At 69.6% G+C, this 25231-nt stretch carries 27 protein-coding genes; 15 read left to right on the top strand and 12 right to left on the bottom strand.

Features of this window, described 5'->3' with window-relative positions; all coding sequences use genetic code 11:
* The first annotated feature begins 65 nt into the window (after positions 1-65).
* Genes Q9S36_RS00805 through Q9S36_RS00795 form a run of 3 tightly spaced genes read left to right on the top strand, consistent with a single transcriptional unit; the run spans position 66 to position 1356 of the window.
* On the top strand, positions 66-329 hold the full coding sequence (locus Q9S36_RS00805; RefSeq protein WP_217531533.1) for a DUF3099 domain-containing protein: 264 nt from the start codon (positions 66-68) through the stop codon (positions 327-329).
* On the top strand, positions 326-529 hold the full coding sequence (locus Q9S36_RS00800) for a hypothetical protein (RefSeq protein WP_217531534.1): 204 nt from the start codon (positions 326-328) through the stop codon (positions 527-529). The genes Q9S36_RS00805 and Q9S36_RS00800 overlap by 4 nt, the downstream gene beginning before the upstream one ends.
* Entirely contained in the window at positions 526-1356 is an 831-nt protein-coding gene (locus Q9S36_RS00795; RefSeq protein WP_311283579.1) for an SURF1 family protein, read from the top strand. The genes Q9S36_RS00800 and Q9S36_RS00795 overlap by 4 nt, the downstream gene beginning before the upstream one ends.
* Positions 1357-1376: 20 nt before the next feature.
* On the opposite strand, the gene Q9S36_RS00790 is transcribed toward Q9S36_RS00795, so the two are convergent.
* Positions 1377-2975, bottom strand: a complete 1599-nt coding sequence (locus tag Q9S36_RS00790) for an ABC-F family ATP-binding cassette domain-containing protein (RefSeq protein ID WP_311284435.1) — start codon at positions 2973-2975, stop codon at positions 1377-1379.
* Between the two features lie 165 nt (positions 2976-3140).
* Here Q9S36_RS00790 and Q9S36_RS00785 point away from each other — a divergent pair, with 165 nt between their 5' ends.
* Genes Q9S36_RS00785 through Q9S36_RS00765 form a run of 5 tightly spaced genes read left to right on the top strand, consistent with a single transcriptional unit; the run spans position 3141 to position 8043 of the window.
* Complete coding sequence (locus Q9S36_RS00785) at positions 3141-4187, top strand: iron-siderophore ABC transporter substrate-binding protein (RefSeq protein ID WP_311283578.1); 1047 nt, start codon at positions 3141-3143, stop codon at positions 4185-4187.
* 25 nt (positions 4188-4212) lie between these two features.
* On the top strand, positions 4213-5262 hold the full coding sequence (locus tag Q9S36_RS00780; protein ID WP_311283577.1) for an iron ABC transporter permease: 1050 nt from the start codon (positions 4213-4215) through the stop codon (positions 5260-5262).
* The gene (locus tag Q9S36_RS00775) at positions 5259-6308 is read left to right on the top strand and encodes an iron chelate uptake ABC transporter family permease subunit (protein ID WP_311283576.1); all 1050 of its coding nucleotides are present in this window, start codon (positions 5259-5261) and stop codon (positions 6306-6308) included. The genes Q9S36_RS00780 and Q9S36_RS00775 overlap by 4 nt, the downstream gene beginning before the upstream one ends.
* A complete protein-coding gene (locus Q9S36_RS00770; RefSeq protein ID WP_311283575.1) occupies positions 6305-7114 on the top strand; it encodes an ABC transporter ATP-binding protein in 810 nt (269 codons plus the stop codon). Before Q9S36_RS00775 ends, Q9S36_RS00770 begins: the two co-directional genes overlap by 4 nt.
* Positions 7115-7137: 23 nt before the next feature.
* The gene (locus tag Q9S36_RS00765) at positions 7138-8043 is read left to right on the top strand and encodes a siderophore-interacting protein (RefSeq protein WP_311283574.1); all 906 of its coding nucleotides are present in this window, start codon (positions 7138-7140) and stop codon (positions 8041-8043) included.
* Between the two features lie 58 nt (positions 8044-8101).
* Here Q9S36_RS00765 and Q9S36_RS00760 read toward each other — a convergent pair whose 3' ends face one another.
* From Q9S36_RS00760 to sufB, 5 genes are read right to left on the bottom strand one after another with little or no spacing between them, the layout of a single operon-like run.
* Positions 8102-8431: a metal-sulfur cluster assembly factor gene (locus Q9S36_RS00760; RefSeq protein WP_064002279.1), complete on the bottom strand. Its 330-nt coding sequence runs from the start codon at positions 8429-8431 to the stop codon at positions 8102-8104.
* A gap of 9 nt (positions 8432-8440) precedes the next feature.
* Complete coding sequence (gene sufC / locus Q9S36_RS00755; protein ID WP_253034464.1) at positions 8441-9211, bottom strand: Fe-S cluster assembly ATPase SufC; 771 nt, start codon at positions 9209-9211, stop codon at positions 8441-8443.
* A gap of 14 nt (positions 9212-9225) precedes the next feature.
* The gene (locus tag Q9S36_RS00750; protein ID WP_064002281.1) at positions 9226-9555 is read right to left on the bottom strand and encodes a non-heme iron oxygenase ferredoxin subunit; all 330 of its coding nucleotides are present in this window, start codon (positions 9553-9555) and stop codon (positions 9226-9228) included.
* The gene (sufD, locus tag Q9S36_RS00745) at positions 9552-10748 is read right to left on the bottom strand and encodes a Fe-S cluster assembly protein SufD (RefSeq protein WP_253034465.1); all 1197 of its coding nucleotides are present in this window, start codon (positions 10746-10748) and stop codon (positions 9552-9554) included. Before sufD ends, Q9S36_RS00750 begins: the two co-directional genes overlap by 4 nt.
* Positions 10748-12166: a Fe-S cluster assembly protein SufB gene (gene sufB / locus Q9S36_RS00740; protein ID WP_064002283.1), complete on the bottom strand. Its 1419-nt coding sequence runs from the start codon at positions 12164-12166 to the stop codon at positions 10748-10750. The genes sufD and sufB overlap by 1 nt, the downstream gene beginning before the upstream one ends.
* A gap of 219 nt (positions 12167-12385) precedes the next feature.
* Between sufB and Q9S36_RS00735 the strand changes: the two genes are divergently transcribed.
* Positions 12386-13303, top strand: a complete 918-nt coding sequence (locus Q9S36_RS00735; RefSeq protein WP_311283573.1) for a COX15/CtaA family protein — start codon at positions 12386-12388, stop codon at positions 13301-13303.
* Positions 13304-13388: 85 nt separating this feature from the next.
* Entirely contained in the window at positions 13389-13793 is a 405-nt protein-coding gene (locus tag Q9S36_RS00730; RefSeq protein WP_311283572.1) for a dinucleotide-utilizing enzyme, read from the top strand.
* Positions 13794-13815: 22 nt separating this feature from the next.
* Here the strand turns inward: Q9S36_RS00730 and Q9S36_RS00725 are convergent, their stop codons facing one another.
* Positions 13816-14742 carry a heme o synthase gene (locus tag Q9S36_RS00725; RefSeq protein ID WP_311283571.1) on the bottom strand — a complete coding sequence of 309 codons (927 nt, stop codon included), beginning with the start codon at positions 14740-14742 and terminating at the stop codon, positions 13816-13818.
* A 221-nt stretch (positions 14743-14963) separates the two neighbouring features.
* Between Q9S36_RS00725 and tkt the strand changes: the two genes are divergently transcribed.
* The 5 genes from tkt to pgl are packed head-to-tail and all read left to right on the top strand — an operon-like array spanning position 14964 to position 21421.
* Positions 14964-17045 carry a transketolase gene (tkt, locus tag Q9S36_RS00720; protein WP_311283570.1) on the top strand — a complete coding sequence of 694 codons (2082 nt, stop codon included), beginning with the start codon at positions 14964-14966 and terminating at the stop codon, positions 17043-17045.
* Positions 17042-18154: a transaldolase gene (gene tal, locus Q9S36_RS00715; protein WP_311283569.1), complete on the top strand. Its 1113-nt coding sequence runs from the start codon at positions 17042-17044 to the stop codon at positions 18152-18154. The genes tkt and tal overlap by 4 nt, the downstream gene beginning before the upstream one ends.
* Positions 18155-18157: 3 nt before the next feature.
* A complete protein-coding gene (gene zwf, locus Q9S36_RS00710; protein ID WP_253034470.1) occupies positions 18158-19705 on the top strand; it encodes a glucose-6-phosphate dehydrogenase in 1548 nt (515 codons plus the stop codon).
* A complete protein-coding gene (locus Q9S36_RS00705) occupies positions 19702-20634 on the top strand; it encodes a glucose-6-phosphate dehydrogenase assembly protein OpcA (protein ID WP_217531322.1) in 933 nt (310 codons plus the stop codon). The genes zwf and Q9S36_RS00705 overlap by 4 nt, the downstream gene beginning before the upstream one ends.
* A gap of 7 nt (positions 20635-20641) precedes the next feature.
* The gene (gene pgl, locus Q9S36_RS00700) at positions 20642-21421 is read left to right on the top strand and encodes a 6-phosphogluconolactonase (RefSeq protein WP_311283568.1); all 780 of its coding nucleotides are present in this window, start codon (positions 20642-20644) and stop codon (positions 21419-21421) included.
* Positions 21422-21457: 36 nt separating this feature from the next.
* Here pgl and Q9S36_RS00695 read toward each other — a convergent pair whose 3' ends face one another.
* The 5 genes from Q9S36_RS00695 to gap all read right to left on the bottom strand — a co-directional run bounded on the left by Q9S36_RS00695 (position 21458) and on the right by gap (position 25169).
* Entirely contained in the window at positions 21458-21814 is a 357-nt protein-coding gene (locus Q9S36_RS00695; RefSeq protein ID WP_064002292.1) for an RNA polymerase-binding protein RbpA, read from the bottom strand.
* Positions 21814-22062, bottom strand: coding sequence for a preprotein translocase subunit SecG (gene secG / locus Q9S36_RS00690; protein WP_064002293.1), 249 nt, complete (start codon positions 22060-22062; stop codon positions 21814-21816). Before secG ends, Q9S36_RS00695 begins: the two co-directional genes overlap by 1 nt.
* A gap of 97 nt (positions 22063-22159) precedes the next feature.
* Positions 22160-22951, bottom strand: coding sequence for a triose-phosphate isomerase (tpiA, locus tag Q9S36_RS00685; protein WP_217531320.1), 792 nt, complete (start codon positions 22949-22951; stop codon positions 22160-22162).
* On the bottom strand, positions 22939-24156 hold the full coding sequence (locus Q9S36_RS00680; protein WP_311283567.1) for a phosphoglycerate kinase: 1218 nt from the start codon (positions 24154-24156) through the stop codon (positions 22939-22941). The genes tpiA and Q9S36_RS00680 overlap by 13 nt, the downstream gene beginning before the upstream one ends.
* Before the next feature lie 2 nt (positions 24157-24158).
* Positions 24159-25169 (bottom strand): type I glyceraldehyde-3-phosphate dehydrogenase, encoded by a 1011-nt coding sequence (gene gap, locus Q9S36_RS00675; protein ID WP_311283566.1) that lies wholly within the window; start codon positions 25167-25169, stop codon positions 24159-24161.
* Positions 25170-25231 lie beyond the last annotated feature (62 nt).

Here is a 25231-nt window from a genome sequence, read left to right as displayed (position 1 = left end):
CCGCGACCTCGCTCGCCACGGCGCCGGAGGTCGACGCACGCTCGCGCACCCGTCGCTACGTCATCATGATGACCGTCCGCGTGGTCTGCTTCATCCTGATGGTCACCGTCACCCCCTACGGCTGGCAGACCTGGATCTTCGCGGCCGGCGCTGCGGTCCTGCCCTACCTCGCCGTGGTCGTGGCCAACGTCGGCAACGGCGACGAGGTCGTCGTGGCCGAACGCCCGTCGCGCGAGATCGACGCGGCACCGACGGCATCCGCTCCCCCGCCGAAACCGGACGAGAACGTGATCAGGATCCAAGAGACCCGGCCCCGGGAGGAGCGATGACCAGCCCGCAGTGCTCGCGCGCGGGATGCCACGCCGACGCGCAGTGGCAGGTCGTGTGGCGGAATCCCCGCATCCACTCGGCCGACCGGCGCAAGGTGTGGACCGCCTGCCCCGACCACGTCGGGTTCCTCCGCGACTACCTCGCGTCGCGGAGCTTCCCCGTCGAGGTCCTCGCGCTCGACACCGCACCCGCCTCGTGAACCGCGACACAGCGCTGCGCTGGAGCGGATACGTCGCCATGGCGATCGTGTTCGCGATCGCCTGCGCGTTCCTGTCCAACTGGCAGTTCTCGCGCAACGCGGAACGGGATGCCGAGCTCGCACTCGTCGCCGACAACTATTCGCGCGAGCCGGTCGCCCTCCGCGACCTCATCCCCGCCGGGCAGGATCTCGTCGCGAGCGACGAGTGGCGTCCCGTCGAGATCCGCGGTGAGTACCTGACGGATCAGACGCTGCTCGTGCGCAACCGACCCCACGGCGGCACGAGCGCCTTCGAGGTCCTCGTGCCGTTCCGGACGGACGACGGTCGCGTCGTCGTGATCGATCGGGGCTGGGTCCCGCCCGGCGACGACCAGCCGGAGCCCGACCGCGTCCCCGCGCCGCCGACGGGCGAGGTCACCGTCGTCGGCCGCCTGCAGCCCGGCGAGCCGCCAGTGCGCGAGGGTCGCTCCGCCCCCGAGGGGCAGGTCGCCACGATCGATCTCACCCTCATCGCGCAGATGACGGGCCAGGCAGGCGACATGATCGACTCCGCCTACGTCCTGATGACCGAGGAGACCCCCGCGCCGGCGGAACGCCCGCAGCAGCTGGAGGATCCGTCGGCCGACCCCGGGCCGTACCTCTCGTACGCGATCCAGTGGATCCTCTTCGCCATCATGGGTTTCGCCTTCATCTGGTACATGATCCGGACCGAGATCCGACACCGGCGCGAGGACGAGGAGGACGGCGGGCGCACGCGGCCTTCCCGGCCGCAACGGCGGCGCGACCGCGACATGGAGGCCGAGGACGAGCTCCTCGATGCCCGCTGACCGCGGCCGGCGGGCGTCCGTCAGGCCAGGGTGATGAGGTCGATGTAGTCGCGACCCCAGATGTCCTCGACCCCGTCGGGCAGGATCAGCACACGCTCGGGGTTCAGGGCCTCCACAGCGCCCTCGTCGTGCGAAACGAGAACGACCGCGCCCTCGTAGTGCGCGAGCGCACCGAGGATCTCCTCACGGGATGCCGGGTCGAGGTTGTTCGTCGGTTCGTCGAGCAGCAGCATGTTGGCCGACGAGACGACGAGCGTCGCGAGGGACAGTCGCGTCTTCTCGCCGCCCGAGAGCACCCCGGCCGGCTTCAGCACGTCGTCGCCGGTGAACAGGAAGGACCCCAGCACCTTGCGCGCCTCGGTGGCGTTGATGTCCGGCGCGGCCGACATCATGTTGTCGAGGACCGAGCGGCTGACGTCGAGGTTCTCGTGCTCCTGCGCGTAGTATCCGATCTTCAGCCCGTGACCGGGCTCGATGATCCCGGTGTCCGCCTTGTCGACGCCCGCGAGGATGCGCAGCAGAGTGGTCTTGCCCGCGCCGTTGAGCCCGAGGACGACGACGCGCGACCCGCGGTCGATGGCGAGGTCGACGCCCGCGAAGATCTCGAGCGAGCCGTAGGACTTCGAGAGGTTCTTCGCCATGAGCGGCGTCTTGCCGCAGGGCGCGGGCTTCGGGAACCGCAGCTTCGCGACCCGATCGTCCTGACGGACGTCGTCGAGACCGGCGAGCAGCTTCTCAGCGCGGGCCACCATCTGGTGGGCGGCGGCGGCCTTGCTGGCCTTCGCGCCGAAGCGGGCAGCCTGCTGCTGCAGTGCCGTCGCCTTCTTCTCGGCGTTCGCGCGCTCCTTGCGGCGCCGCTCCTCGTCCGCCGCACGCTGACGCAGGTAGTTCTTCCAGTTCATGTTGTAGACGTCGATGACCTGACGCATGGCGTCGAGGTAGAACACCCGGTTGACCGTCTCGCCGACGAGGTCGATGTCGTGGCTGATCACGATCAGCCCGCCCTTGTACCCCTTCAGGAATTCCCGCAGCCACACGACGCTGTCGGCGTCGAGGTGGTTCGTCGGCTCGTCGAGGATCATCGTCTGCGCGTCGGAGAAGAGGATGCGGGCGAGCTCGATGCGTCGCCGCTGTCCACCTGACAGCGTCTTCAACGGCTGATCGAGGATCCGGTCGGGCAGGGAGAGGTTGTGGGCGATCGACGCCGCCTCCGCCTCGGCCGCGTATCCCCCGAGCGCCTCGAAGCGCTCCGTGAGCGAGGCGTACTTCCGCATGGCGCGGTCGGCGACGGCGGCATCCGTCGATGCCATCTGGTCGGCCGTCTCGCGCATGCCGATGACGAGGGAGCCGAGCCCCCGGGCGTCGAGGATGCGGGTGCGGGCGAGCATCTCGGGGTCGCCCGACCGCGGATCCTGCGGGAGGTACCCAAGCTCGCCGCTGCGGTCGACCTTGCCGTCCGCGGGCAGCAGGTCGCCGGCGAGCACCTTGGTCAGGGTCGTCTTGCCGGCGCCGTTGCGCCCGACGAGACCGATCTTGTCGCCCGGCGAGACGCGGAAGGAGACATCGGACATGAGGGTGCGCGCACCGACGCGGATCTCGAGATCGTGCACGGCGAGCACAGCAGACGTCCGTTCTTCCTGGGGAGGCGGCCGAGTGGCCAAACCCCCAGTATACGGCGCGGATCGAGGACGAGCAGGCCGGTCCCGGATGGGTTCCTTGGTTTCCGCCCGCCCCGGGTTCGTTGTAAGGTTAGGCGACCCTAATCACCTTCCCAGGAGACCTCCGTGCCTCGCATCCGCACTGCGTTCGCCCTCGCCGCAGCATCCGCCCTCCTCCTCACCGGCTGCGCCACCACGGCCGCCGCCCCCGCCGGGACTACGTCTTCGGACGGCGCCACCGCGTCGGGCGACGCGTTCCCCGTCACGATCACGCACGCGTTCGGCACGACGACGATCAAGAGCAAGCCCGAGCGGGTCGCGACGGTGTCCTGGGCCAATCAGGAGGCGGCGCTCGCCCTCGGTGTCGTGCCGGTCGGCATGCCCGCCGTCACCTGGGGTGACGACGACGGCGACGGCATCCTCCCCTGGGTCGAGGACAAGCTCGAGGAGATGGGCGCCGAGACCCCCGTGCTCTTCGACGAGGCCGACGGCTTCGACTACGAGGCGATCGCCGACACGGCGCCCGACGTCATCCTCGCCGCGTACTCCGGCATGACGAAGGAGGAGTACGAGACCCTCAGCAAGATCGCGCCGGTCGTCGCCTACCCCGACGTCGCGTGGGGCACCACCTGGCAGGAGCTCACCGTGATCAACGGCACCGCGCTGGGCCTGAAGGACGAGGCCGAGACCCTCGTCGACGACCTCACCACCCAGCTCGGCGACCTCACCGCGGGACAGCCCGACATCGCGGACAAGACCGTCATGTTCAGCTCGTTCGACGCGACCAACCTCGCCGAGATCGGCTTCTACTCCGAACAGGACCCGCGCCAGCTGTTCCTGCAGGACCTCGGCATGGAGCCCGCGTCCACGGTCGCCGAGCAGTCCAAGGACACCGATCAGTTCTGGATCACCAACAGCACCGAGGAGATCGAGCGCTTCAGCGACCTCAACGTCCTCGTGACCTACGGCGACGACACGACGCTGGCGACGATGCAGGCCGACCCGCTGCTGTCGCGGATCCCTGCGGTCGCCGACGGTTCCGTGGTCATCCTCCCGCTCGCCAACGCGCCGCTTTCCGCCGCCGCCAACCCGAGCCCGCTCTCGATCCCGAACTCGCTGACGGCCGACTACGTCGACCTCATCGGCGAAGCGGCCGCCAAGGTCTCCGACTGATCCGGAACGGTTCGCCGCTCTCACGATGACCGCTCTCGCACCCGCGCCCGCCGCCGCCTCGACCGCGTCCCTCCGACGCCGGTCGGGGCGGCGGCGGGTGCTGTGGGTGCTGGTCCTCGCGGTCGCAGTGGCGGTCATCTGCGTACTGTCGGTCACCTTCGGCAGCCGGACGGTCGACGCATCGCAGATCATCGCCGGTCTGACGGGTGATCTGACGACGACGGATGCCGCTGCCGTCGCGCGCCGGGTGCCCCGCACCATCCTCGCCCTCCTGGTCGGAGCCTCCCTCGCGGTAGCCGGTGCCGTCATGCAGGGCGTCACCCGCAATCCCTTGGCCGACCCCCAGATCCTCGGCATCAACGGCGGCGCGTCGCTCGCCGTCGTGACCGGGCTCGCCTTCTTCGGCGTGACGAGCGCCCTGGGCTACATCTGGCTCGCGATGCTGGGCGCCGCGCTCGCGGCACTCTTCGTCTACACCATCGGGTCGCTCGGCCGTGGCGGCGCGAGCCCCCTGAAGCTCGCCCTCGCGGGTGCCGCGACCGCCGTCGCCTTCACCTCGCTCATCAGCGCGATCCTGCTCCCCCGGATCGACGTCATGAGCATCTTCAGGTTCTGGCAGATCGGCGGCGTGGGCGGCGCGACGACGCAGAACATCCTCCTCGTCCTCCCCTTCCTCGCCGTCGGCATGGTCATCTGCGTCGCCTCGGCGGCGGCGTTGAACGCCCTCGCCCTCGGCGACGACCTCGCGACCGGCCTCGGCCAGAAGGTCCGGACGGCGCGACTGCTGTCGGCCCTCGGCGCGGTGATCCTCTGCGGCGCGGCCACCGCGGTCGCCGGACCTATCGGCTTCGTCGGACTCATCGTGCCCCACGTCTGTCGCCTGCTCGTCGGCCCCGACCACCGCTGGCTGCTCCCCGTCTCGGCCCTCGTCGGCGCAGGTCTGCTCACCGTCGCCGACGTCGTCGGACGCGTCATCGCGCGGCCGCAGGAGGTCGAGGTCGGCGTCGTCACCGCCTTGATCGGTGCTCCGTTCTTCATCGCCATCGTCCGCCGACAGAAGATGCGTGCCCTGTGACCGCCCTCGCCCCCGCGCCGACCACCCTGGCCGCCGTCACGTCGGGGCGGGCACGTCGTGCGCGCCGCCGCATCCTCGTCACCGGCGGACTCCTCGTCGCCGTGCTGGCGACGTATCTCGTCTCGCTGATGGTCGGACAGACCTTCTACACGCCCGCCGAGGTGTGGGCGGTGATGACCGGACAGACGGTGCCGGGTGCGTCCTTCACGGTCGGCGAGCTGCGATTGCCGCGATCGACCGTCGCCCTGCTGACGGGACTGTGCTTCGGCATGGGCGGTGCGGTCTTCCAGACGCTGCTGCGCAACCCGCTGGCCAGCCCCGACATCATCGGGATCAACGCGGGCGCGAGCGCGGCGGCCGTCGTGGGCATCGTCTTCCTGTCGCTCTCGGGGACCGCCGTCTCGGTGCTCGCGACCGTCGCCGCGGTGGGCACGGCGCTGACCATCTACCTCCTCGCGTTCAAGGACGGCGGCGCCGGGGCGCGCTTCATCCTCATCGGCATCGGTGTCGCCGCGATCTTCAACAGCGTCGTCGCCTTCGTGCTCTCGCGCGCGGCCGAGTGGGATCTGCAGGCCGCGATGCGGTGGATCACCGGCAGCCTCAACAGCGCATCGTGGAACGAGGTCGTCCCGCTGGCAGGGGCGATGGTCGTCGTCGTCCCCGTCCTGCTGTGGCTCACCCGCGACCTCGAGCTCATGCGGCTGGGCGACGAGGCGGCGGCCGCCCTCGGCGTTCCCGTCGAGCGGCGGCGCATCCTCCTCATCGTCGCGGCGGTCGTGCTGCTCGCCTTCGCGACGGCGGCCGTCGGCCCCATCTCCTTCGTCGCCTTCCTGTCGGGCCCCATCGCCGCGCGGATGCTGGGCCCCGTCGGCTCCCCCGTCCTGGTCGCGGGCCTGTTCGGCTCCTTCCTGGTGCTGCTCGCCGACCTCACCGGGCAGTACCTGCTCGGGATGCGTCTGCCCGTGGGCGTCGTGACCGGTGTCCTCGGCGCGCCCTACCTGATCTTCCTTCTCATCCGCAGCAGCCGCTCGGGAGGCTCCCTATGACCGCGGAACGCACCCTCCACGCCTCCGGCCTGAAGCTGGCCTACGGCGACCGCCTCATCGTCGACGACCTCGACCTCGTCGTCCCGCCCGGACGGATCACGGCGATCGTCGGCGCCAACGCGTGCGGCAAGTCGACCCTGCTCAAGTCGATGGCGCGACTGCTGGCCCCCCGCGCGGGGCAGGTGCTGCTGGACGGCAAGGACATCCACAAGCTGCCGACGAAGCAGGTGGCGCGCGAACTCGGCCTCCTCCCCCAGTCCCCGATCGCCCCCGAGGGCATCGCCGTCTCGGACCTCGTCGGCCGCGGGCGCACGCCCCACCACGGTCCGCTCTCCCGCTGGAGCCGTGCCGACGACGAAGCCGTGGCCGCGGCCCTCGACGCCACCGACACCGCCGCGCTGGCGGATCGCCCCGTCGACGAGCTGTCCGGCGGCCAGCGCCAGCGGGTCTGGATCGCGATGGCCCTCGCACAGCAGACGGACGTCTTGCTCCTCGACGAGCCGACGACCTTCCTCGACGTCAGCCACCAGGTCGACGTCCTCGACCTCCTCACCGACCTCAACCGCCGTCGGGGGACGACCATCGTCATGGTCCTCCACGACCTGAACCTCGCGGCCCGTTACGCCGACCACCTCGTCGCGATGGCCGGCGGGCGCCTGTACGCCGCCGGAGACCCGGGCGAGATCCTGACCGCCGAGACCGTCAAGGACGTCTTCGGCATGGACAGCCGCGTCATCCCCGATCCGCTCACCGGCCGCCCGATGGTCCTCCCCATCGGCCGCCATCACGTCCCCGCCGGCGTCTGACCGCACGAAAGCCGAGACCCCCCATGTCCCTGAGCACGATGAACTTCTTCCGCGCCCCCGTCGCGGCGGTCACCGACCTCACACCCAGCTTCCGGCGGTTCACATTCCGCGACGAGGCGCTCGGCGCATACGGCGACCCCGGATTCGACCAGCGGGTCAAGATCATGTTCCCGACGCCGACCGCCTCGCTGGAGGCGATGCCGACGGATGCCGACTGGTACGACCGCTGGCGCGCCATGCCCGAGGAGACGCGTCCCGCCATGCGGACTTACACGACGCGTGCGGTGCGGAGCTCCGCCGGGGAGGTCGACATCGACATGGTCGCGCACGACGTGATGGGTCCGGCGTCCGCGTGGATCGCCGACGCCAAGGCGGGCGACGAGGTCCTGATCCTGGCCCCGACCACCGAGCACACCGGCGTCAGCTATGGCATCGACTTCGTGCCGCCGGCCCGGACCGACGCCATCCTGCTCGCCGGCGACGAGACGGCGGCCCCCGCGATCGCGCGGATCCTGGAGCAGCTCCCTGCGGACGCGCGCGGTGTCGTCGTCCTCGAGCTCCCGCACCCGAGCGACGTCGCCTACGTGCCCTCGCACCCGGGCTTCGAGCTGATCATCGAGGCGCGCGGCGGGGAGGACCGTCGCCACGAGCACCTGATCTCCGCGGTGGCCGATGTCGCCCGTCGCCTCGCCCCCGGCGGCATCGGGGCCGAGGTCGAGGAGATCGACGTCGACCACGACATCCTCTGGGAGGTCCCCCGCACGGCGAAGGGCGGCGCCGCGCTGAAGAGCGCCCCCCTCTACGCGTGGCTCGCGGGCGAGGCCTCCGCCATCAAGGCACTCCGTCGTCACCTCGTCAGCGAGGTCGGCGTCGACCGACGCGCGGTCGCCTTCATGGGCTACTGGCGTCTGGGCCGCTCGGAGAACTGACTCCGGCACGGGAAAGGGGCGGTGCGACGTGGTCGCACCGCCCCTCTCGCGGATTCGGTCAGATCGAGAAGCCGAGCGCGCGCATCATGTCGCGGCCGTCATCAGTGATCCGCTCGGGGCCCCACGGCGGCATCCACACCCAGTTGATCCGAAAGCGGTCGACGACGCCGTCCAGCGCCTGTCCGGTCTGCTCCTCGAGCACGTCCGTCAGCGGGCAGCCGGCGGAGGTCAGGGTCATATGGATGACGAGGGCGTCGTTCTCGTCATCCCACCCGAGGTCGTAGATGAGCCCCAGGTCGACGACGTTGACCCCGAGTTCGGGGTCCATGACGTCCTTGAGGGCCTCGGTGACCTCGTCGTACTTCTCGGGTGCGAGCGTCTCGGTCATGCGACGATCCTAGGCCTGCTCGCCCGCGACGGGGGCGAGGAAACGGTCGTACCCCTCTTCCTCGAGGCGCGCGGCGAGCTCGGGGCCGCCCTCTTCCGCCACGCGGCCGTTCACGAGCACGTGGACGAAGTCGGGCTGGATGTAGCGGAGGATGCGGGTGTAGTGCGTGATCAGGAGCACACCCATGTCGGTCTGCTCCTTGGCACGGTTCACACCCTCGGACACGATCTTCAGCGCGTCGACGTCGAGGCCCGAGTCGGTCTCGTCGAGCACGGCGAGCTTCGGCTTGAGGAGCTCGAGCTGGAGGATCTCGTGACGCTTCTTCTCACCGCCGGAAAACCCCTCGTTCACGTTGCGCGCGGCGAACTTCGGATCCATCCGCAGGTTCTGCATCGCCTGCTTGACGTCCTTGGTCCACGAACGGATCGACGGCGCCTCGCCGTCGACGGCCGTCTTCGCGGTGCGCAGGAAGTTGGTCACCGTCACGCCGGGGATCTCGACCGGGTACTGCATCGCGAGGAACAAGCCGGCGCGGGCGCGCTCGTCGACCGACATCGCGAGGACGTCCTCGCCGTCGAGCGTGATCGTGCCGCCGGTGACGGTGTACTTGGGGTGGCCCGCGATCGTGTAGGCGAGGGTCGACTTGCCGGAACCGTTGGGGCCCATGATGGCGTGGGTCTCGCCCGTGCGGACGGTGAGGGTCACGCCGTTCAGGATCGGGGTCTCGCCGGCTTCCGTCTCGACCGTCACGTGGAGGTCGCGGATCTCGAGGACAGACATGTCAGCTTCTTTCTTCAGTTCACGGCTTTGGTCACGGCGGGGTCGATGAGGATGTCGTCCCCGTCGATCGTGACCTCGTAGACGGGCACCGGCTCGTAAGCCGGCAGGTTCAGGGGGCGCCCGGTGCGCAGCGAGAACGCCGACCCGTGCGCCCAGCACTCGAGCGAGTCGCCTTCGACGAAACCGTCGGCCAGCGAGATGTCGCCGTGCGTGCAGGTGTCGCCGATGGCGTGCACCTCGCCCTGACCGTCCAGCACGACGGCGATAGCGACACCGTCGACCTCGACGCGCACGGCCGTGTCCTGCGTCAGGTCGCTCAGCTGCAGCACCTTCTGGGCGGTCATGCGTCGCTCCCGCCGGCCAGCTCCGCCTCGATCGCGGCGATGAACTCGTCCTCGAGCGAGGGGATGCCGATCTTCTGCACGATCTCGGCGAGGAAGCCGAGGACGACCAGGCGTCGGGCCTGCTCCTCGTCGATCCCGCGGGCCTGCAGGTAGAACAGCTGCTCGTCGTCGAAGCGTCCGGTCGCACTAGCGTGCCCGGCGCCGACGATGTCACCCGTCTCGATCTCGAGGTTCGGGATGGAGTCGGCGCGCGCACCGTCGGTGAGGACGAGGTTGCGGTTCGCCTCGTAGGAGTCGGTGCCCACGGCATCCGGTCCGATGAGGACGTCGCCGATCCAGACCGTGCGGGCCGACGCACCCTGCAGCGCACTCTTGTAGAGCACGTCGCCGTTGGTGTGGGCGCCCTTGTGGTGCAGGTAGACCTGGCTCTCGAGGTGCTGACCGGCGTCGGCGAAGGACAGCCCGTAGAGGCGTCCCTGCGCGCCGGCACCGGCGAGCTCGACCGACGGGTTGACGCGGACGAGACCGCCGCCGAGGCTCACGACGATGTGCGTGAGCGACGCGTCGCGGTCGACGCGGGCCTGGTGCGCCGCGAGGTGCACGGCGTCGTCGTCCCAGCGCTGCACCGAGACGACCGTCAGGGCCGCGCCGTCGCGCACGATGATCTCGACGTTCTGCGCCTGAGCCGCGGATCCCTCGTGCCGGAGCACGACCGTCCCGCGCGAGTTCGGCTGGGCCTCGATGACCACGTGCGCGTGCGCGACGCCACCGCGACCGGTGAGGGTCACGACGACAGGCTCGTCGAGCTCGGCGTTCGCAGGGATGCGGATGAGCGGGGCCTCCGGCTCCTGCGACCACGCGATCGCGCTCACCACGTCCTCGGGACGGAAGACCTCGCCGCGGGGCGCCTCGTCCTTCTGCAGACGACGGTGCTCCACCGCATCCGGACCGGACACCTCGACGCCGATCACGTCGTGCGGGGCTTCCTCGTCCGCCAGCAGCGGAGCGACGCGGTCGAGCGGCGTGTGCTTCCAGTTGACCTCGCGGCCGGTGGGCGTGCCGAAGTCCGCGGGGTCGAACGACCACGGCCGCTCCGACCGGGTCTGGACGGGGACGGTGGTCTCCGTCAACGTCGCCGCAGGGTCGATGTGGCCCTTCGCATCGGATGCGGGGGCCTGAGTCGCTGTCGTCATCAGCCGACGGATCCTTCCATGCCCATCTCGATGAGCTTGTTCAGCTCGAGGGCGTACTCCATGGGCAGTTCGCGGGCGATCGGCTCGATGAAGCCGCGCACGATCATCGCCATCGCCTCGTCCTCGGGCATGCCGCGGCTCATGAGGTAGAACAGCTGCTCCTCGCTGACCTTCGAGACGGTCGCCTCGTGGCCGAGCTGGACGTCGTCGACGCGGATGTCGATAGCCGGGTAGGTGTCGGACCGCGAGATCGTGTCGACTAGCAGCGCGTCGCAGCGGACGGTGTTGGCGGAGTGGTGCGCGTTCGCGTCCACCCGGACCTCGCCCCGGTAACCGGCACGACCGCCGCCGCGGGCGATCGACTTCGAGACGATCGAGGACTGCGTGTGCGGCGCCATGTGGATCATCTTCGCGCCGGCGTCTTGGTGCTGACCGGGACCGGCGAAGGCGACCGACAGCGTCTCGCCCTTGGCGTGCTCGCCCATCAGGTAGATCGACGGGTACTTCATCGTCACCTTCGAGCCGATGTTGCCGTCGACCCATTCCATGGTCGCGCCCTCATGGGCGACGGCGCGCTTGGTGACGAGGTTGTAGACGTTGTTCGACCAGTTCTGGATCGTCGTGTAGCGCACGCGGGCGTTCTTCTTCACGATGATCTCGACGACAGCCGAGTGCAGCGAGTCGCTCTTGTAGATCGGGGCGGTGCAGCCCTCGATGTAGTGGACGTAGCTGTCCTCGTCCGCGATGATCAGCGTCCGCTCGAACTGGCCCATGTTCTCGGTGTTGATCCGGAAGTAGGCCTGCAGCGGGATCTCGACGTGCACGCCCTTCGGGACGTAGACGAACGAGCCACCCGACCAGACGGCCGTGTTCAGCGCGGCGAACTTGTTGTCGCCGGCGGGGATGACGGTGCCGAAGTACTCCTCGAAGAACTCGGGGTGCTCGCGCAGCGCCGTGTCGGTGTCCATGAAGATGACGCCCTGCTGCTCCAGGTCCTCGCGGATCTGGTGGTAGACGACCTCGGACTCGTACTGCGCCGCGACACCGGCGACGAGGCGCTGGCGCTCCGCCTCGGGGATGCCGAGCTTCTCGTACGTGTTGCGGATCTCCTCGGGGAGGTCCTCCCACGTCTGCGCCTGCTTCTCGGTCGAGCGCACGAAGTACTTGATGTTGTCGAAGTCGATGCCGGACAGATCGGCACCCCACGTCGGCATGGGCTTGCGCCCGAACAGCTGATACCCCTTCAGACGGGTCTTCAGCATCCACTCCGGCTCGTTCTTCAGCGAGGAGATCCCGCGGACCACGTCCTCGTTGATACCCCGCTGGGCGACGGCACCGGCGGCATCGGCGTCGTGCCAGCCGAATTCGTACACCCCCAGCCCTTCGAGCTCGGGACGGTCGATGAGCACATCCGACATGACTTTCCTCCTCACGGGCGGCAACGGTGTCATCCGTTCCGGCATTCCCTCCCGCGAGAGGAGTGCACGAGGGGGATGCCGCTGCTGGCCGCTCTGATGACGCGAGACCGCGCCTAGAATCGTTGTGCGGGCTGCGATGGGGATCGCGCTCGCCGACAGCTTCATTCTACAGGCACGGCCATCCCCCGCGGCGTGCCGGCCCTCGCCCGGAGGCGACCCATGCTGATCACCGCGTCGACACCGACCGCCCCGCCGACGACCCGGGTCCCGCGCCTGCTGCGCGTCGTCGCGTGGCTGTCGTTCCTCGCCGAGACCCTCATCATCGGGACCGGCGGCGCCGTGCGTCTGACCGGTTCGGGTCTCGGCTGCCCGACCTGGCCGACCTGCACCGCGGACTCGCTCGTCGCGACCCCCGAGATGGGCATCCACGGCGTGATCGAGTTCGGCAACCGCACGCTGACGGGCCTCGTCGGCATCCTCGCCCTCGCCGTCGTCGTCCTCGTGTGGCGGATGCGTCGCACCCGCCGCGATCTCTTCGTCCTGGCGCTCATCGTGCTCGGCGGCGTCGTCGCCCAGGCGATCGTCGGCGGCATCACTGTCCTCACGGGCCTCAACCCGTTCATCGTGGGGTTCCACTACGTCGTGTCGCTCATCCTGGTCTGCGTCTGCGCGGCGTTCCTCGTCCGCCTCGACGAGCCCGGCGGCGCCCGCGTGCGCGTCGTCCCCGCCTGGTACGCGCGGCTGACGCACCTCACCACCGGCGTGCTGGCCCTGACCATCGCGTTCGGGGTGCTCACGACCGGAGCGGGTCCCCACTCCGGTGACGCCGCCGCCGGCCGCAACGGATTCAACGCCGAGATCCTCGAGCACGTGCACGCGTGGCCCGGGTACGCGCTGCTCGCGCTCACGGTGACCCTCGCCGTGGTGGCGTGGCGCCGGGGGCTCTCGACTCGGACGTGGGTGGGCGTCCTGCTGGCCGCCGAAGCCGTGCAGATCCTCGTCGGCCTCTACCAGGCGCGCAACGGCCTGCCCGAGCTCGCCGTCGGCGTGCACATGGTGCTCGCCGCCCTCACCGCCGCGGCGATGACCGTCGTCGTCCTGCGGCTGAAGGCGCCGGCGCACACCGAAACCTCATAGGCGGCGCATCGGTTCCGTCAGGGTGGGTCGGGAACAGTGGCCCGGGTCGCCCGAGAGCGGGCGACCTCGACCCGGAGGAGAATCGATGAACACCCGCCCCCGCCTGACCCGCAGCATCCCGTTCTGGCTGCTCGTGGCCGGCTCGCTCGCATCCGGAGCCGCCGGCGGCGTCGTCCTCATGGACAAGCTCGCGAAGATGGAGACGGCCCTGACCGCCGGCACCGCGACCGGAGTGGACGTCTACGTCGGCCAGATCTGGGCGGTCCTCGGCGCGATCCTCGTGGGCGTCGGCGCCATCGGCCTGCTGCTCGCCTTCACGCTGGGAGCACTCCGCGCCTTCGCCGTCGCGACGCGCGCACAGCGGGCCGCGGACGACGAGCCCGCGACGGCGCAGGATGCAGCAGCGACGGAGGACGCTCCGCCGTCCGCAGCAGCCCAGGACGCGTCCGACACGACGCCGCAGCCCGTGCTCGACGGCGCCGGACGCTGATCGCCTCGGTCGGCCCGCTGCGTCAGAAGGGCAGCAGCGGGTCGATCGCGATCGCGACGAACAGCAGGGTCAGGTACGTGATCGACGCGTGGAACACGCGCATCGGACGGACCTTCTCGGCGCGGACGGCGCGCGCGTACAGCACGTGGGACTCGTAGATGAACCAGCCGCCCAGCACGAGAGCCGAGGCGGTGTAGACGAGGCCCATCGGCGCGACGGGGATCAACAGGAGCGAACTCGCCACCGTCGCCCACGCGTAGAGGATGACCTGGAGTCCCACCTGCGTGCCGTTGCGCGTCGCGCCCAGCATCGGGACGTCCACCTCGGCGTAGTCGCCCTTGTACTTCATCGAGAGCGGCCAGTAGTGCGGCGGCGTCCAGAGGAACACCAGGAGGAAGAGGATGAACGGGGTCCACGTGAGCGACTCGGTGACGGCCGACCAGCCGATGATGACCGGGAAGCATCCGGCGATCCCGCCCCACACGATGTTCTGCTCGGTGCGACGCTTGAGCAGGATCGTGTAGATCACGACGTAGAAGAAGATCGCGCCGGCGCTGAGGGCCGCCGCGACCCAGTTCGTGAAGACCCAGAGCCAGACGGTCGAGACGACGGCGAGCGTCCACGAGAAGACAAGCGCGCCGCGCGGCGTGACCTCGCCCGTCACGAGCGGACGGTTCTCGGTCCGCTTCATGTGCGCGTCGATGTCGCGGTCCAGATACATGTTGAAGGATGCCGCCGACCCGGCACTCATGGCACCGCCGACGACGGTCGCCAGGATCAGCCAGAGATCGGGCAGTCCGTCCGCCGCGAGGAACATGACCGGGATGGTCGTGACCAGCAGCAGCTCCAGGACGCGCGGCTTCGTCAACTGGACGTACGCGCGGACGGTGCGGCCGAACGACTGTCGAGCGGGCGCGGATACGCGCGCGCCGGTGTCCGTGAGTGCCATCGCCCCTGCCGTGTAGATCGTCCGATCGAGTCTACGCCATCCCCCGGACGGGGTCCCTCCGCGCCCGCTCCCCGGCTTCGCTCACAGCGCACGTCACACAGCGTCGACCCGGCCTCGTCGAGGGGCTCGGATGGATATGCTGAAAATCCCGGCGTCAGGCGTCCCCTCCTTCTTCCTGAGAAGCGGACGCCCGCGCGGACTCACCGACGAAAGGCTTCCAGGTGTCAGAGCTGGTTTGGGACGAGATCGATCGGCGCGCGGTGGACACCGCGCGCGTGCTGGCGGCGGACGCCGTCGAGAAGGTCGGTAACGGCCACCCCGGAACGGCCATGAGCCTCGCCCCGGCCGCGTACCTGCTGTACCAGCGGGTGCTGCGCCACGACCCGACCGACACCCACTGGCTCGGCCGCGACCGCTTCATCCTCTCCGCGGGCCACTCCTCGCTGACGCAGTACGTCCAGCTGTACCTCGGCGGCTTCGGGCTCGAGCTCGACGACCTCAAGGCGCTGCGTACATGGGGCTCGCTGACCCCGGGACACCCCGAGTACGGACACACCAAGGGCGTCGAGATCACGACCGGCCCGCTGGGTCAGGGCCTGGCCTCGGCCGTCGGCTTCGCGTACGCCGCCCGCTACGAGCGCGGACTCTTCGACCCCGAGGCGGAGGCCGGCACGTCGCCCTTCGACCACCACGTGTTCGTCATCGCCGGCGACGGCGACCTGCAGGAGGGTGTGACGGCCGAGGCCGGTTCGCTCGCCGGTCACCAGCAGCTCGGCAACCTCATCGCGATCTACGACTCCAACCAGATCTCGATCGAGGACGACACGAACGTCGCCTTCACCGAAGACGTGCAGAAGCGCTACGAGGCGTACGGCTGGCAGGTCCAGACGGTCGACTGGAAGAAGACGGGTGAGTACGTCGAGGACGTCGCCGCCCTCTACGACGCGATCGAGGCGGCCAAGGCCGAGACGTCGAAGCCCTCGCTCATCATCCTCAAGACGATCATCGGATGGCCCGCCCCGGGCAAGCAGAACACCGGCAAGATCCACGGTTCCGCGCTCGGCGCGGACGAACTCGCCGCGACGAAGAAGGTGCTCGGCTTCGACCCCGAGGAGAGCTTCGCCGTCGCCGACGACGTGATCGCGCACACGCGCGCCCTCGCCGAGCGCGGTGCCGCCGACCGTGCCGCCTGGCAGGAGTCCTTCGACGCCTGGGCCACCGCGAACCCCGAGCGCAAGGCGCTGCTCGACCGCCTCGAAGCGGCCACGCTGCCCGAGGGCATCGAGGACGCGCTCCCCGTGTTCGAGCCCGGCAAGGACGTCTCCACGCGCGCCGCATCCGGACTCGTCATCAACGCCCTCGCTGCCGAGCTGCCCGAGCTGTGGGGCGGCTCCGCGGACCTCGCGGAGTCCAACCTCACGACGATCAAGGACGCCAAGAGCTTCATCCCGGCCGAGTGGTCGACGCACGAGTGGTCGGGCGACCCGTACGGGCGCGTGCTGCACTTCGGCATCCGCGAGCACGCCATGGGCGCCATCGTCAACGGCATCAAGCTGCACGGTCCGACCCGCCCCTTCGGCGGTACGTTCCTGATCTTCAGCGACTACATGCGTCCCGCCGTGCGCCTCGCCGCCCTCATGGACATCCCCTCGGTGTTCGTCTGGACCCACGACTCGGTCGCCCTCGGTGAGGACGGCCCGACGCACCAGCCGATCGAGCAGCTGGCGACCCTGCGGCTCATCCCGAACTTCACGGTCGTCCGTCCCGCCGACGCCAACGAGACCGCTGCGGCGTGGCTCGAGATCCTGCGCCGCCAGGGCGGTCCGACCGGCATCGCGCTGACGCGTCAGAACATCGCGGTCTTCCCACGCGGCGAGAACGGTTTCGCCACGACCGAGGGAGTCGCGAAGGGTGCGTACACCCTGCTCGAGGCGCCCGAGGGCGAGCCCGACGTGATCCTCATCGCGACCGGCTCCGAGGTCCAGCTGGCCGTCGCCGCCCGCGAGACGCTCGCCGCCGAAGGGATCGGCGCGCGCGTCGTGTCGGTTCCAAGCCTCGAGTGGTTCGCGGAGCAGGATGCCGCCTACCGCGAGTCCGTGCTCCCGCCATCCGTCAAGGCGCGTGTCTCGGTCGAGGCCGGCGCAACCGGCCTGTGGCGCGGCATCGTCGGCGACAGCGGACGCACCGTCGGCATCGACCACTTCGGCGCCTCCGCCGACTACAAGACCCTGTTCGAGAAGTTCGGCGTCACCGCCGATGCGGTCGTCGAAGCGGCCCGCGCAACCGTCAAGGAGAACGCATGAGCACCCCCACCGAGGACCTGTCCGGCGCCGGCGTCAGCATCTGGCTCGACGACCTGTCGCGATCGCGGATCGACACCGGCAACCTGGCGCAGCTGATCGAGACGCGTGACGTCGTCGGCGTCACCACCAACCCGTCGATCTTCCAGGCCGCCATCGGCAACACGGAGGACGACTCGTACGACGCGCCGCTCCAGGCCCTCGCGGCCCAGGGCGCCGACGTCGACACCGCGATCTTCGAGATCACGACCACCGACGTCCGCGACGCGGCGGACATCTTCCGTCCGGTCTTCGACCGCACGAACGGCGTCGACGGCCGGGTCTCGATCGAGGTCTCCCCCGACCTCGCTCACGACACCGGCGCGACGGTGGCGCAGGCGAAGGAACTGTGGGCGAAGGTCGACCGGCCGAACACGCTCATCAAGATCCCCGCGACGCTCGCCGGTCTCCCGGCGATCAGCGCCGTCCTGGCAGAGGGCATCTCGGTCAACGTCACTCTGATCTTCAGCCTCGAGCGGTACGCGGCGGTCATCGACGCCTACCTCGAGGGCGTGCGCCGGGCGAAGGAGAACGGGCACGACATCGCGACCATCCACTCCGTGGCGTCGTTCTTCGTCTCGCGCGTGGACACCGAGGTCGACAAGCGTCTCGAGGCCATCGGCACGGACGCGGCGGCATCCCTCAAGGGCAAGGCCGGGATCGCGAACGCCCGACTGGCCTACGAGCTCTTCGAGAAGCGGTTCGCCGAGCCGGCCGCCCTCGAGCTCATCGCGGCGGGCGCGAACGTCCAGCGCCCCCTGTGGGCGTCGACGGGCGTCAAGGATCCGGCGCTCCCCGACACCCTCTACGTCACCGAGCTCGTCGCTCCCGGCACCGTCAACACGATGCCCGAGAAGACGCTCGAGGCGACCTTCGACCACGGGAAGATCACCGGCGACACCGTGACCGGGTCGTACGAGGACGCCCACCGGGTCTTCGATCAGCTCGCCGAGGCGGGCATCGATCTGGTGGACGTCACCCAGGTCCTCGAGGACGAGGGTGTCGAGAAGTTCATCGTCTCGTGGCACGACCTGCAGGGCACGGTGCGCACGGCCCTCGACAGCGCACGCTGACCGATGGCTGCGGAGATCTCGCGGGGGAACAACCCCCTCCGCGATCCGGATGATCGGCGCCTCAACCGCATCGCGGGACCCAGCGCGCTCGTGATCTTCGGCGTGACGGGCGACCTGTCGCGCAAGAAGCTCATGCCCGCGGTGTACGACCTCGCGAACCGGGGCCTGCTTCCCCCGGGGTTCGCGCTGGTCGGTTTCGCCCGACGCGACTGGGAGGACCAGGACTTCGCGAAGGTCGTCTACGACGCGGTGCGGCAGCACGCGCGCACGCCCTTCCGCGAGGAGACGTGGAACCAGCTCCTGCAGGGCATCCGCTTCGTGCAGGGCGAGTTCGACGACGCGGCATCCTTCGCCCGGCTCCGCGAGACGGTGGAGCGTCTCGACGCCGAGCGCGGCACCATGGGAAACCACGCGTACTACCTCTCGATTCCGCCGAAGGACTTCCCGGTCGTCGCGCGACAGCTGCGCGACTCCGGCCTCGTCGACGAGACGGCGGACGGGGACACCTGGCGACGCGTCGTCATCGAGAAGCCGTTCGGCAGCGATCTGCAGACCGCCCGCGAGCTGAACGAAGCCCTCGAGGTCGCCTTCCCGGCCGACGCCATCTTCCGGATCGACCACTATCTCGGCAAGGAGACGGTCCAGAACATCCTGGCGCTGCGCTTCGCGAACGAGCTGTACGAGCCGCTCTGGAACGCGAACTACGTCGACCACGTGCAGATCACGATGGCCGAGGACATCGGCGTCGGCGGTCGCGCGGGGTACTACGACGGCATCGGCGCGGCGCGCGACGTCATCCAGAACCACCTCCTGCAGCTGCTCGCGCTGACCGCGATGGAGGAGCCCATCTCGCTCGACGCGGAGCACCTCCGCGCCGAGAAGGAGAAGGTCCTCGCCGCGGTCAAGCTCCCCGACGACCTGTCCACCGCCACCGCGCGCGGACAGTACGCGGGCGGCTGGCAGGGCGGCGAAGAGGTCACCGGCTTCCTCGACGAGGACGGTATGGACCCGCAGTCCCGGACCGAGACGTACGCCGCCATCAAGCTCGAGATCGCCACCCGACGCTGGAACGGTGTGCCGTTCTACCTGCGCACGGGCAAGCGCCTCGGCCGCCGGGTCACGGAGATCGCCGTGGTCTTCAAACACACGCCGCCGCTGCTGTTCCTGCGCTCGCAGGCGCTGCAGCTCGGGCAGAACGCCCTCGTCATCCGCATCCAGCCCGACGAGGGCGTGACCCTCCGCTTCGGGTCCAAGGTCCCGGGTGCGGGCAACGAGGTGCGCGACGTCACGATGGACTTCGGCTACGGCCACGCGTTCACCGAGTCGAGCCCCGAGGCCTACGAACGCCTCATCCTCGACGTCCTCCTGGGCGACCCGCCGCTGTTCCCCCGTCACGAGGAGGTCGAGCTGTCCTGGCGCATCCTCGACCCCGTCGAGCAGCACTGGGCAGAGCAGGACGAGCCGCTCGAGCAGTACTCCCCCGGATCCTGGGGTCCCCCGTCCGCCGATGAGCTCCTGGCCCGCGACGGCCGCGTCTGGAGGCGCCCATGATCGTCGACCTGCCCGACACCACGGTGTCCACGATCGCGAAGAAGCTCGTGAGCGTGCGCGAGGAGGGCGGCGCCGTCGCCCTCGGGCGCGTGCTGACCCTCGTCATCGTCTCCACGGGGGGCTTCGACGAGGAGGCCATCGACGCCGCGAACGCCGCCTCGCGCGAGCACCCGATGCGCGTCATCGTCCTGGTCGTCCAACCCGACGCCCCGACCGGGCTCGACGCGCAGATCCGCGTCGGCGGCGACGCCGGTGCCAGCGAGGTGGTCGTCCTCCGCGCCCGGGGTGCGGCGGCCGGCAACCAGGAGAGCCTCGTCAACGGCCTCCTGCTCCCCGACGCTCCCGTCGTCGCCTGGTGGCCCGACGACCCGCCCACCGACCCCGCGCACTCCGCGATCGGTCGCATGGCGCAGCGGCGGATCACGGATGCCTCGACGAAGCCGTTCGCCAAGGACCGGCTCGCGCAGCTCGGCTCCGTTTACGCGCCCGGTGACACGGATCTGGCGTGGACGAGGCTCACCCACTGGCGCGAGCAGCTCGCCGCCGTCCTCGACCAGCCGCCGTACGAGTCCGTCACGGCCGTGACGGTCGTCGGTGCGGGCAGCTCGCCCTCCACCGGGCTGCTGGCCGCGTGGCTGCGGATGAAGCTCGATGTGCCGGTCGAATGGCACTACACGGACGAGCACGAGTGGGCCCACGGCATCCGCTCTGTCACGCTCTCGCGGGACTCCGGTGACATCGTCCTCGAACGCTCGAGCGCCACGGACGCGACCCTCACTCAGCCCGGCCAGCCGACGCACGACATCGTGCTGCCGCGGCGATCCCTGCGCGAGTGCCTCGCGGAGGAACTGCGCCGTCTCGATCCCGACCTCTTGTATGGTCGAGTCATCACCGAAGGGTGGGAGCTCCTCGACCCTCCCACGAGGTAGGAGTCGCATGTCGGAGTTCCGCGCGGAGAAGCGTGTCGTCGTCCGTCCTGACGCGCAGACGTTGGCCCGAGGGGTCGCGAAGCGCTTCTTTCAGCGGGTCTCCGCACGCGCCGCCGAGGGAAAGACGACGCACATCCTGCTGACCGGGGGCACCGCCGGAACGGCCGTGCTGCACGCGGCGGGCGAGAGCGATCGCCGGCGGGAGGTGGACTGGTCGAAGGTCCACTTCTGGTGGGGGGACGAGCGTTTCATCCCGGCAGACGATCCGGAGCGGAACGAGACGGCGGCACGCGCCGCGTTCCTCGACCACATCGACGTCCCGGCGGCGAACATCCACCCCATCGCCGCCTCCGACGCCGGGCGCAGCCATGACGAAGCGGCCGCCGACTACGCGGCGGAGCTGGCCTCGTTCGCCGCCGAGGACCTGCCCTGGCCACGGTTCACCCTGGCGTTCCTGGGCGTCGGACCCGACGGGCACATCGCATCACTGTTCCCGGATCGCAGCGAGATCTCCGACACCGAACACGCCGTCCTCGCGGTGCGACACTCCCCCGTGCCGCCGTCCGAGCGGATCACCCTGACCCGTCCGGTGATCAACTCGTCCCGGCGCGTGTGGTTGGTCCTCCCCGGCACCGACAAAGCGTCCGCGCTGGGCTTGGCGCTCGCCGGCGCGAGCTACCACTCCGTCCCCGCCGCCGGGGCGAAGGGGCGCAAGCAGACGGTGTTCTTCGTCGACGAGGCCGCCGCGCAGGGCGTGCCCGAAGAACTGATCGACCCCGAGTTCTGAGCGAACCCGGGGTCGTATCGGTGTGAAAGGCAGCGATCAGTCCTGACCGCGGCGCTCCCGAAGCTGCTTGAGGGCGTCGTCCAGGATCGACTCCGCCTCCTCGTCCGTGCGACGCTCCTTCACGTACGCGAGGTGCGTCTTGTAGGGCTCGGTCTTGGCCAGCGCGGGCGGGTTCGCCTTGTCGCGACCGGCCGGAAGGCCCGAGTGCGGCGAGTCGATCGTCTCGGGGATCTCCTCCTCCGAGATGCCGGCCGCGAAGTAGCGCACCGTCTCGTTACCGAGTGCGTCCCAGTATGAGACGGCCACACGGTCGGCGTGGTGACCGTGGTCCTGCTCCCCCATCGGTCCGGCACCGACGCGGGTGCCCCGGATCGCGTTGCCCCCGGTCGCCATCAGATGCTCTGGAACTTCGTGATGAGGCCCAGCGCGACGATCGCGACGAACCAGACGAGTGCGAGCACGACCGTGAAGCGGTTGAGGTTGCGCTCGGCGAGGCCCGAGGACCCCATCGCCGAACTCATGCCGCCGCCGAACATGTCGGAGAGGCCGCCGCCGCGCCCCTTGTGCAGGAGGATCAGGAGAGTGAGCAGGAGGCTGGTGAGTCCCAGCAGCACCTGCAGCACAAGCTGGAGGATGTCCACAGTCGTTGAAAGCCTTTCGGGTCGCCGAGTCGCTCAGCGCTCGCACGAGTATACCGGCTGAGCGGTGCGACGCCGCGAGGCGCCGCACCGCTCAGGATCACACGCCGACGTGCTTCTGGTAGCGGATGATGGCGGCGAACTCGTCGGCGAGGAGGCTCGCTCCTCCGACGAGGGCGCCGTCGACATCGGGTTCACGCATGAAGCTCGCGATGTTGCCGGACTTCACCGATCCGCCGTAGAGGATGCGCGTGCGCTCGGCCGCGGCATCCCCGAGGCTCTCGGAGAGCACCGTACGCAGCGCGGCGCACACTTCCTGCGCCTGCTCGGGCGACGCGACCTGTCCGGTCCCGATCGCCCAGACCGGCTCGTAGGCGACCACGACGTCCGCGTCCGAGGGCACACCCTCGAGCGCGGCGCGGAGCTGAGCGACCGACACGGCGGTCGGGCCGGACTCCTCGCGCTGCTCGAGCGTCTCGCCCACGCAGATCACCGGCACGAGCCCGTGACGCAGCGCGGCCTGGACCTTCGCCGCGACGACCTCATCGGTCTCGCCGTGGTACTCGCGTCGCTCGGAGTGACCGATGATCACGTAGTCGACGTCGAGCTTCTTCAGGAACGCTCCGGAGACCTCACCCGTGTAGGCGCCCGAGTCCTTCGTCGACACGTCCTGCGCACCGAGGGCGAACGGGATCTTGTCGGCGTCGATGAGCGTCTGCACCGTGCGGATGTCGGTGAACGGCGGGAACACCGCGACCTCGACCGAGTCGGTCTCGTGCGCGGCATCCTTCAGCGTCCAGTGCAGCTTCTGGACGAACGCGACCGCCTGCAGGTGGTCGAGGTTCATCTTCCAGTTGCCGGCGATGAGGGGCTTGCGGGTCACGCTTCCCATCCGAGGATCTCCAATCCGGGCAGCTTCTTGCCCTCGAGGAATTCGAGGCTGGCCCCACCACCGGTGGAGATGTGGCCGAACTGGTCGTCGTCGAATCCGAGCTGACGGACGGCGGCCGCGGAGTCGCCGCCGCCGACGACCGACAGGCCGTCGACCTCGGTCAGCGCCTGGGCGACCGTCTTGGTCCCTTCGGCGAACGCCGCCATCTCGAACACGCCCATCGGGCCGTTCCAGAACACGGTCTTCGCGCCGCGGATCGCGTCGGCGAACAGCTCCGCCGTCTTCGGTCCGATGTCGAGGCCCATGCCGTCTGCACCGAAGGGGGTGTCCTCCAGCGCATCGGCAGATGCCACGACGTGATCGGCGTCGGCGGCGAAACCGGCGGCCATCACGGCGTCGACGGGGAGCACGAGCTCCACCCCGCGCTCGCGCGCCGTCTCCATGTATCCGCGGACCGTCTCGAGCTGATCGACCTCGAGGAGACTCTTGCCGACCTTGTGCCCCTGTGCCGCGAGGAAGGTGAACAGCATCCCGCCACCCACGAGGATCTTGTCTACGCGGGGCAGGAGGTGCTCGATCACGCCCAGCTTGTCGCTGACCTTCGAGCCGCCCAGGACGACCGCGTACGGACGCTCCGGACGCTCGGTCAGGCGGTCGAGGACGTCGACCTCCTTCTCGATGAGGAGGCCGGCAGCGGAGGGCAGCAGCTCGGCGAGGTCGTAGACCGACGCCTGCTTGCGGTGCACGACACCGAACCCGTCCGAGACGAGGGCGTCACCGAACGACGCGAGCTGCTCGGCGAACGCGCGACGGGTCGCGTCGTCCTTCGCGGTCTCCCCCGCGTTGAAGCGGAGGTTCTCGAGGACGGCGACCTGCCCGTCCTCGAGGCCCGCCACGGTGCCGCGAGCGGAGTCGCCGACCGTGTCGGTCGCGAAGGCGACGTCCGTGCCGAGGAGCTCCGACAGCCGCGTGGCGACGGGGGCGAGGCTGTACTTCGCCTCCGGGGCGCCGTCGGGCCGGCCGAGATGGGAGACCGCGATGACGCGAGCTCGCTGCTCGACCAGCGCCGACAGCGTCGGCAGAGCCGCACGCACGCGGCCATCGTCCGTGATGACGCCGTCCTTCAGGGGGACGTTGAAGTCGACACGGACGATGACGCGCTTGCCTGCGAGCGAACCCAGCGAATCGAGGGTGCGCAGAGCCATCGTCAGAGCTTGCTGGCGACGAGCTCGGTGAGGTCGACGAGGCGGTTCGAGTAGCCCCACTCGTTGTCGTACCAGGACGAGATCTTCACGAGGTTGCCCGACACGTTGGTCTGGCCGGCGTCGAAGACCGAGGAGTGCGGGTCGAGCTGGATGTCGCTCGAAACGATCGCGTCGGTGTTGTACTTCAGGTACCCGACGAGCTCGCCCTCGGCAGCGGCCTTCTCGAAGGCGGCGTTGATGACCTCGGCGGTCAGGCCCTCGGTCGGGGTGACGACCGTGAGGTCGACGATCGAGCCGGTGGGGACCGGAACGCGGTACGACGAGCCGCTCAGCTTGCCGTTGAGCTCGGGCAGCACGAGGCCGATGGCCTTGGCGGCGCCGGTGGCGGCGGGGACGATGTTGATCGCCGCAGCGCGCGCACGGTGCAGGTCGCCGTGGGGGCCGTCCTGCAGGTTCTGGTCGGCCGTGTAGGCGTGGGCCGTCATCATGAAGCCGCGCTCGATGCCGAAGTTGTCGTTGAAGACCTTGGCGATCGGGGCGAGGCAGTTCGTGGTGCAGGACGCGTTCGAGATGACGTGCATCGTCTCGGAGTCGTAGGTGCCGTCGTTGACACCCATGACGAAGGTGCCGTCGACGTCGGTGCCCGGTGCCGAGATGATGACCTTCTTCGCACCGCCGTCGATGTGCTTCTTGGCGTCCGCAGCCTTCGTGAAGCGGCCGGTCGACTCGATGACGATGTCGACGCCCAGCTCGCCCCAGGGGAGGTTGGCGGGGTCGCGCTCTTCGAAGACCTTGATGGTCTTGCCGTTGACCCTGATCGAGTCCTCGGTGTACGAGACCTCGGCGTCCAGGCGACCGCCGACGGAGTCGTACTTCAGGAGGTGAGCGAGGCTCTTGTTGTCGGTGAGGTCGTTCACCGCCACGATCTCCAGGTCAGCTCCCTGCGCGAGAGCCGCGCGGAGGAAGTTGCGTCCGATTCGGCCGAAGCCGTTGATGCCGATCTTGACAGACACGTTGTCTCCCGTTTTTCGTCGCGTACGCCCCGTGAACGGGGTCGACTCGCGATGTGCTGGAA

Source organism: Microbacterium sp. ARD31 (assembly GCF_031844425.1).
The sequence above is the reverse complement of the archived record's forward strand: the minus strand, read 5'-3'. Positions and strand labels throughout refer to the sequence as shown.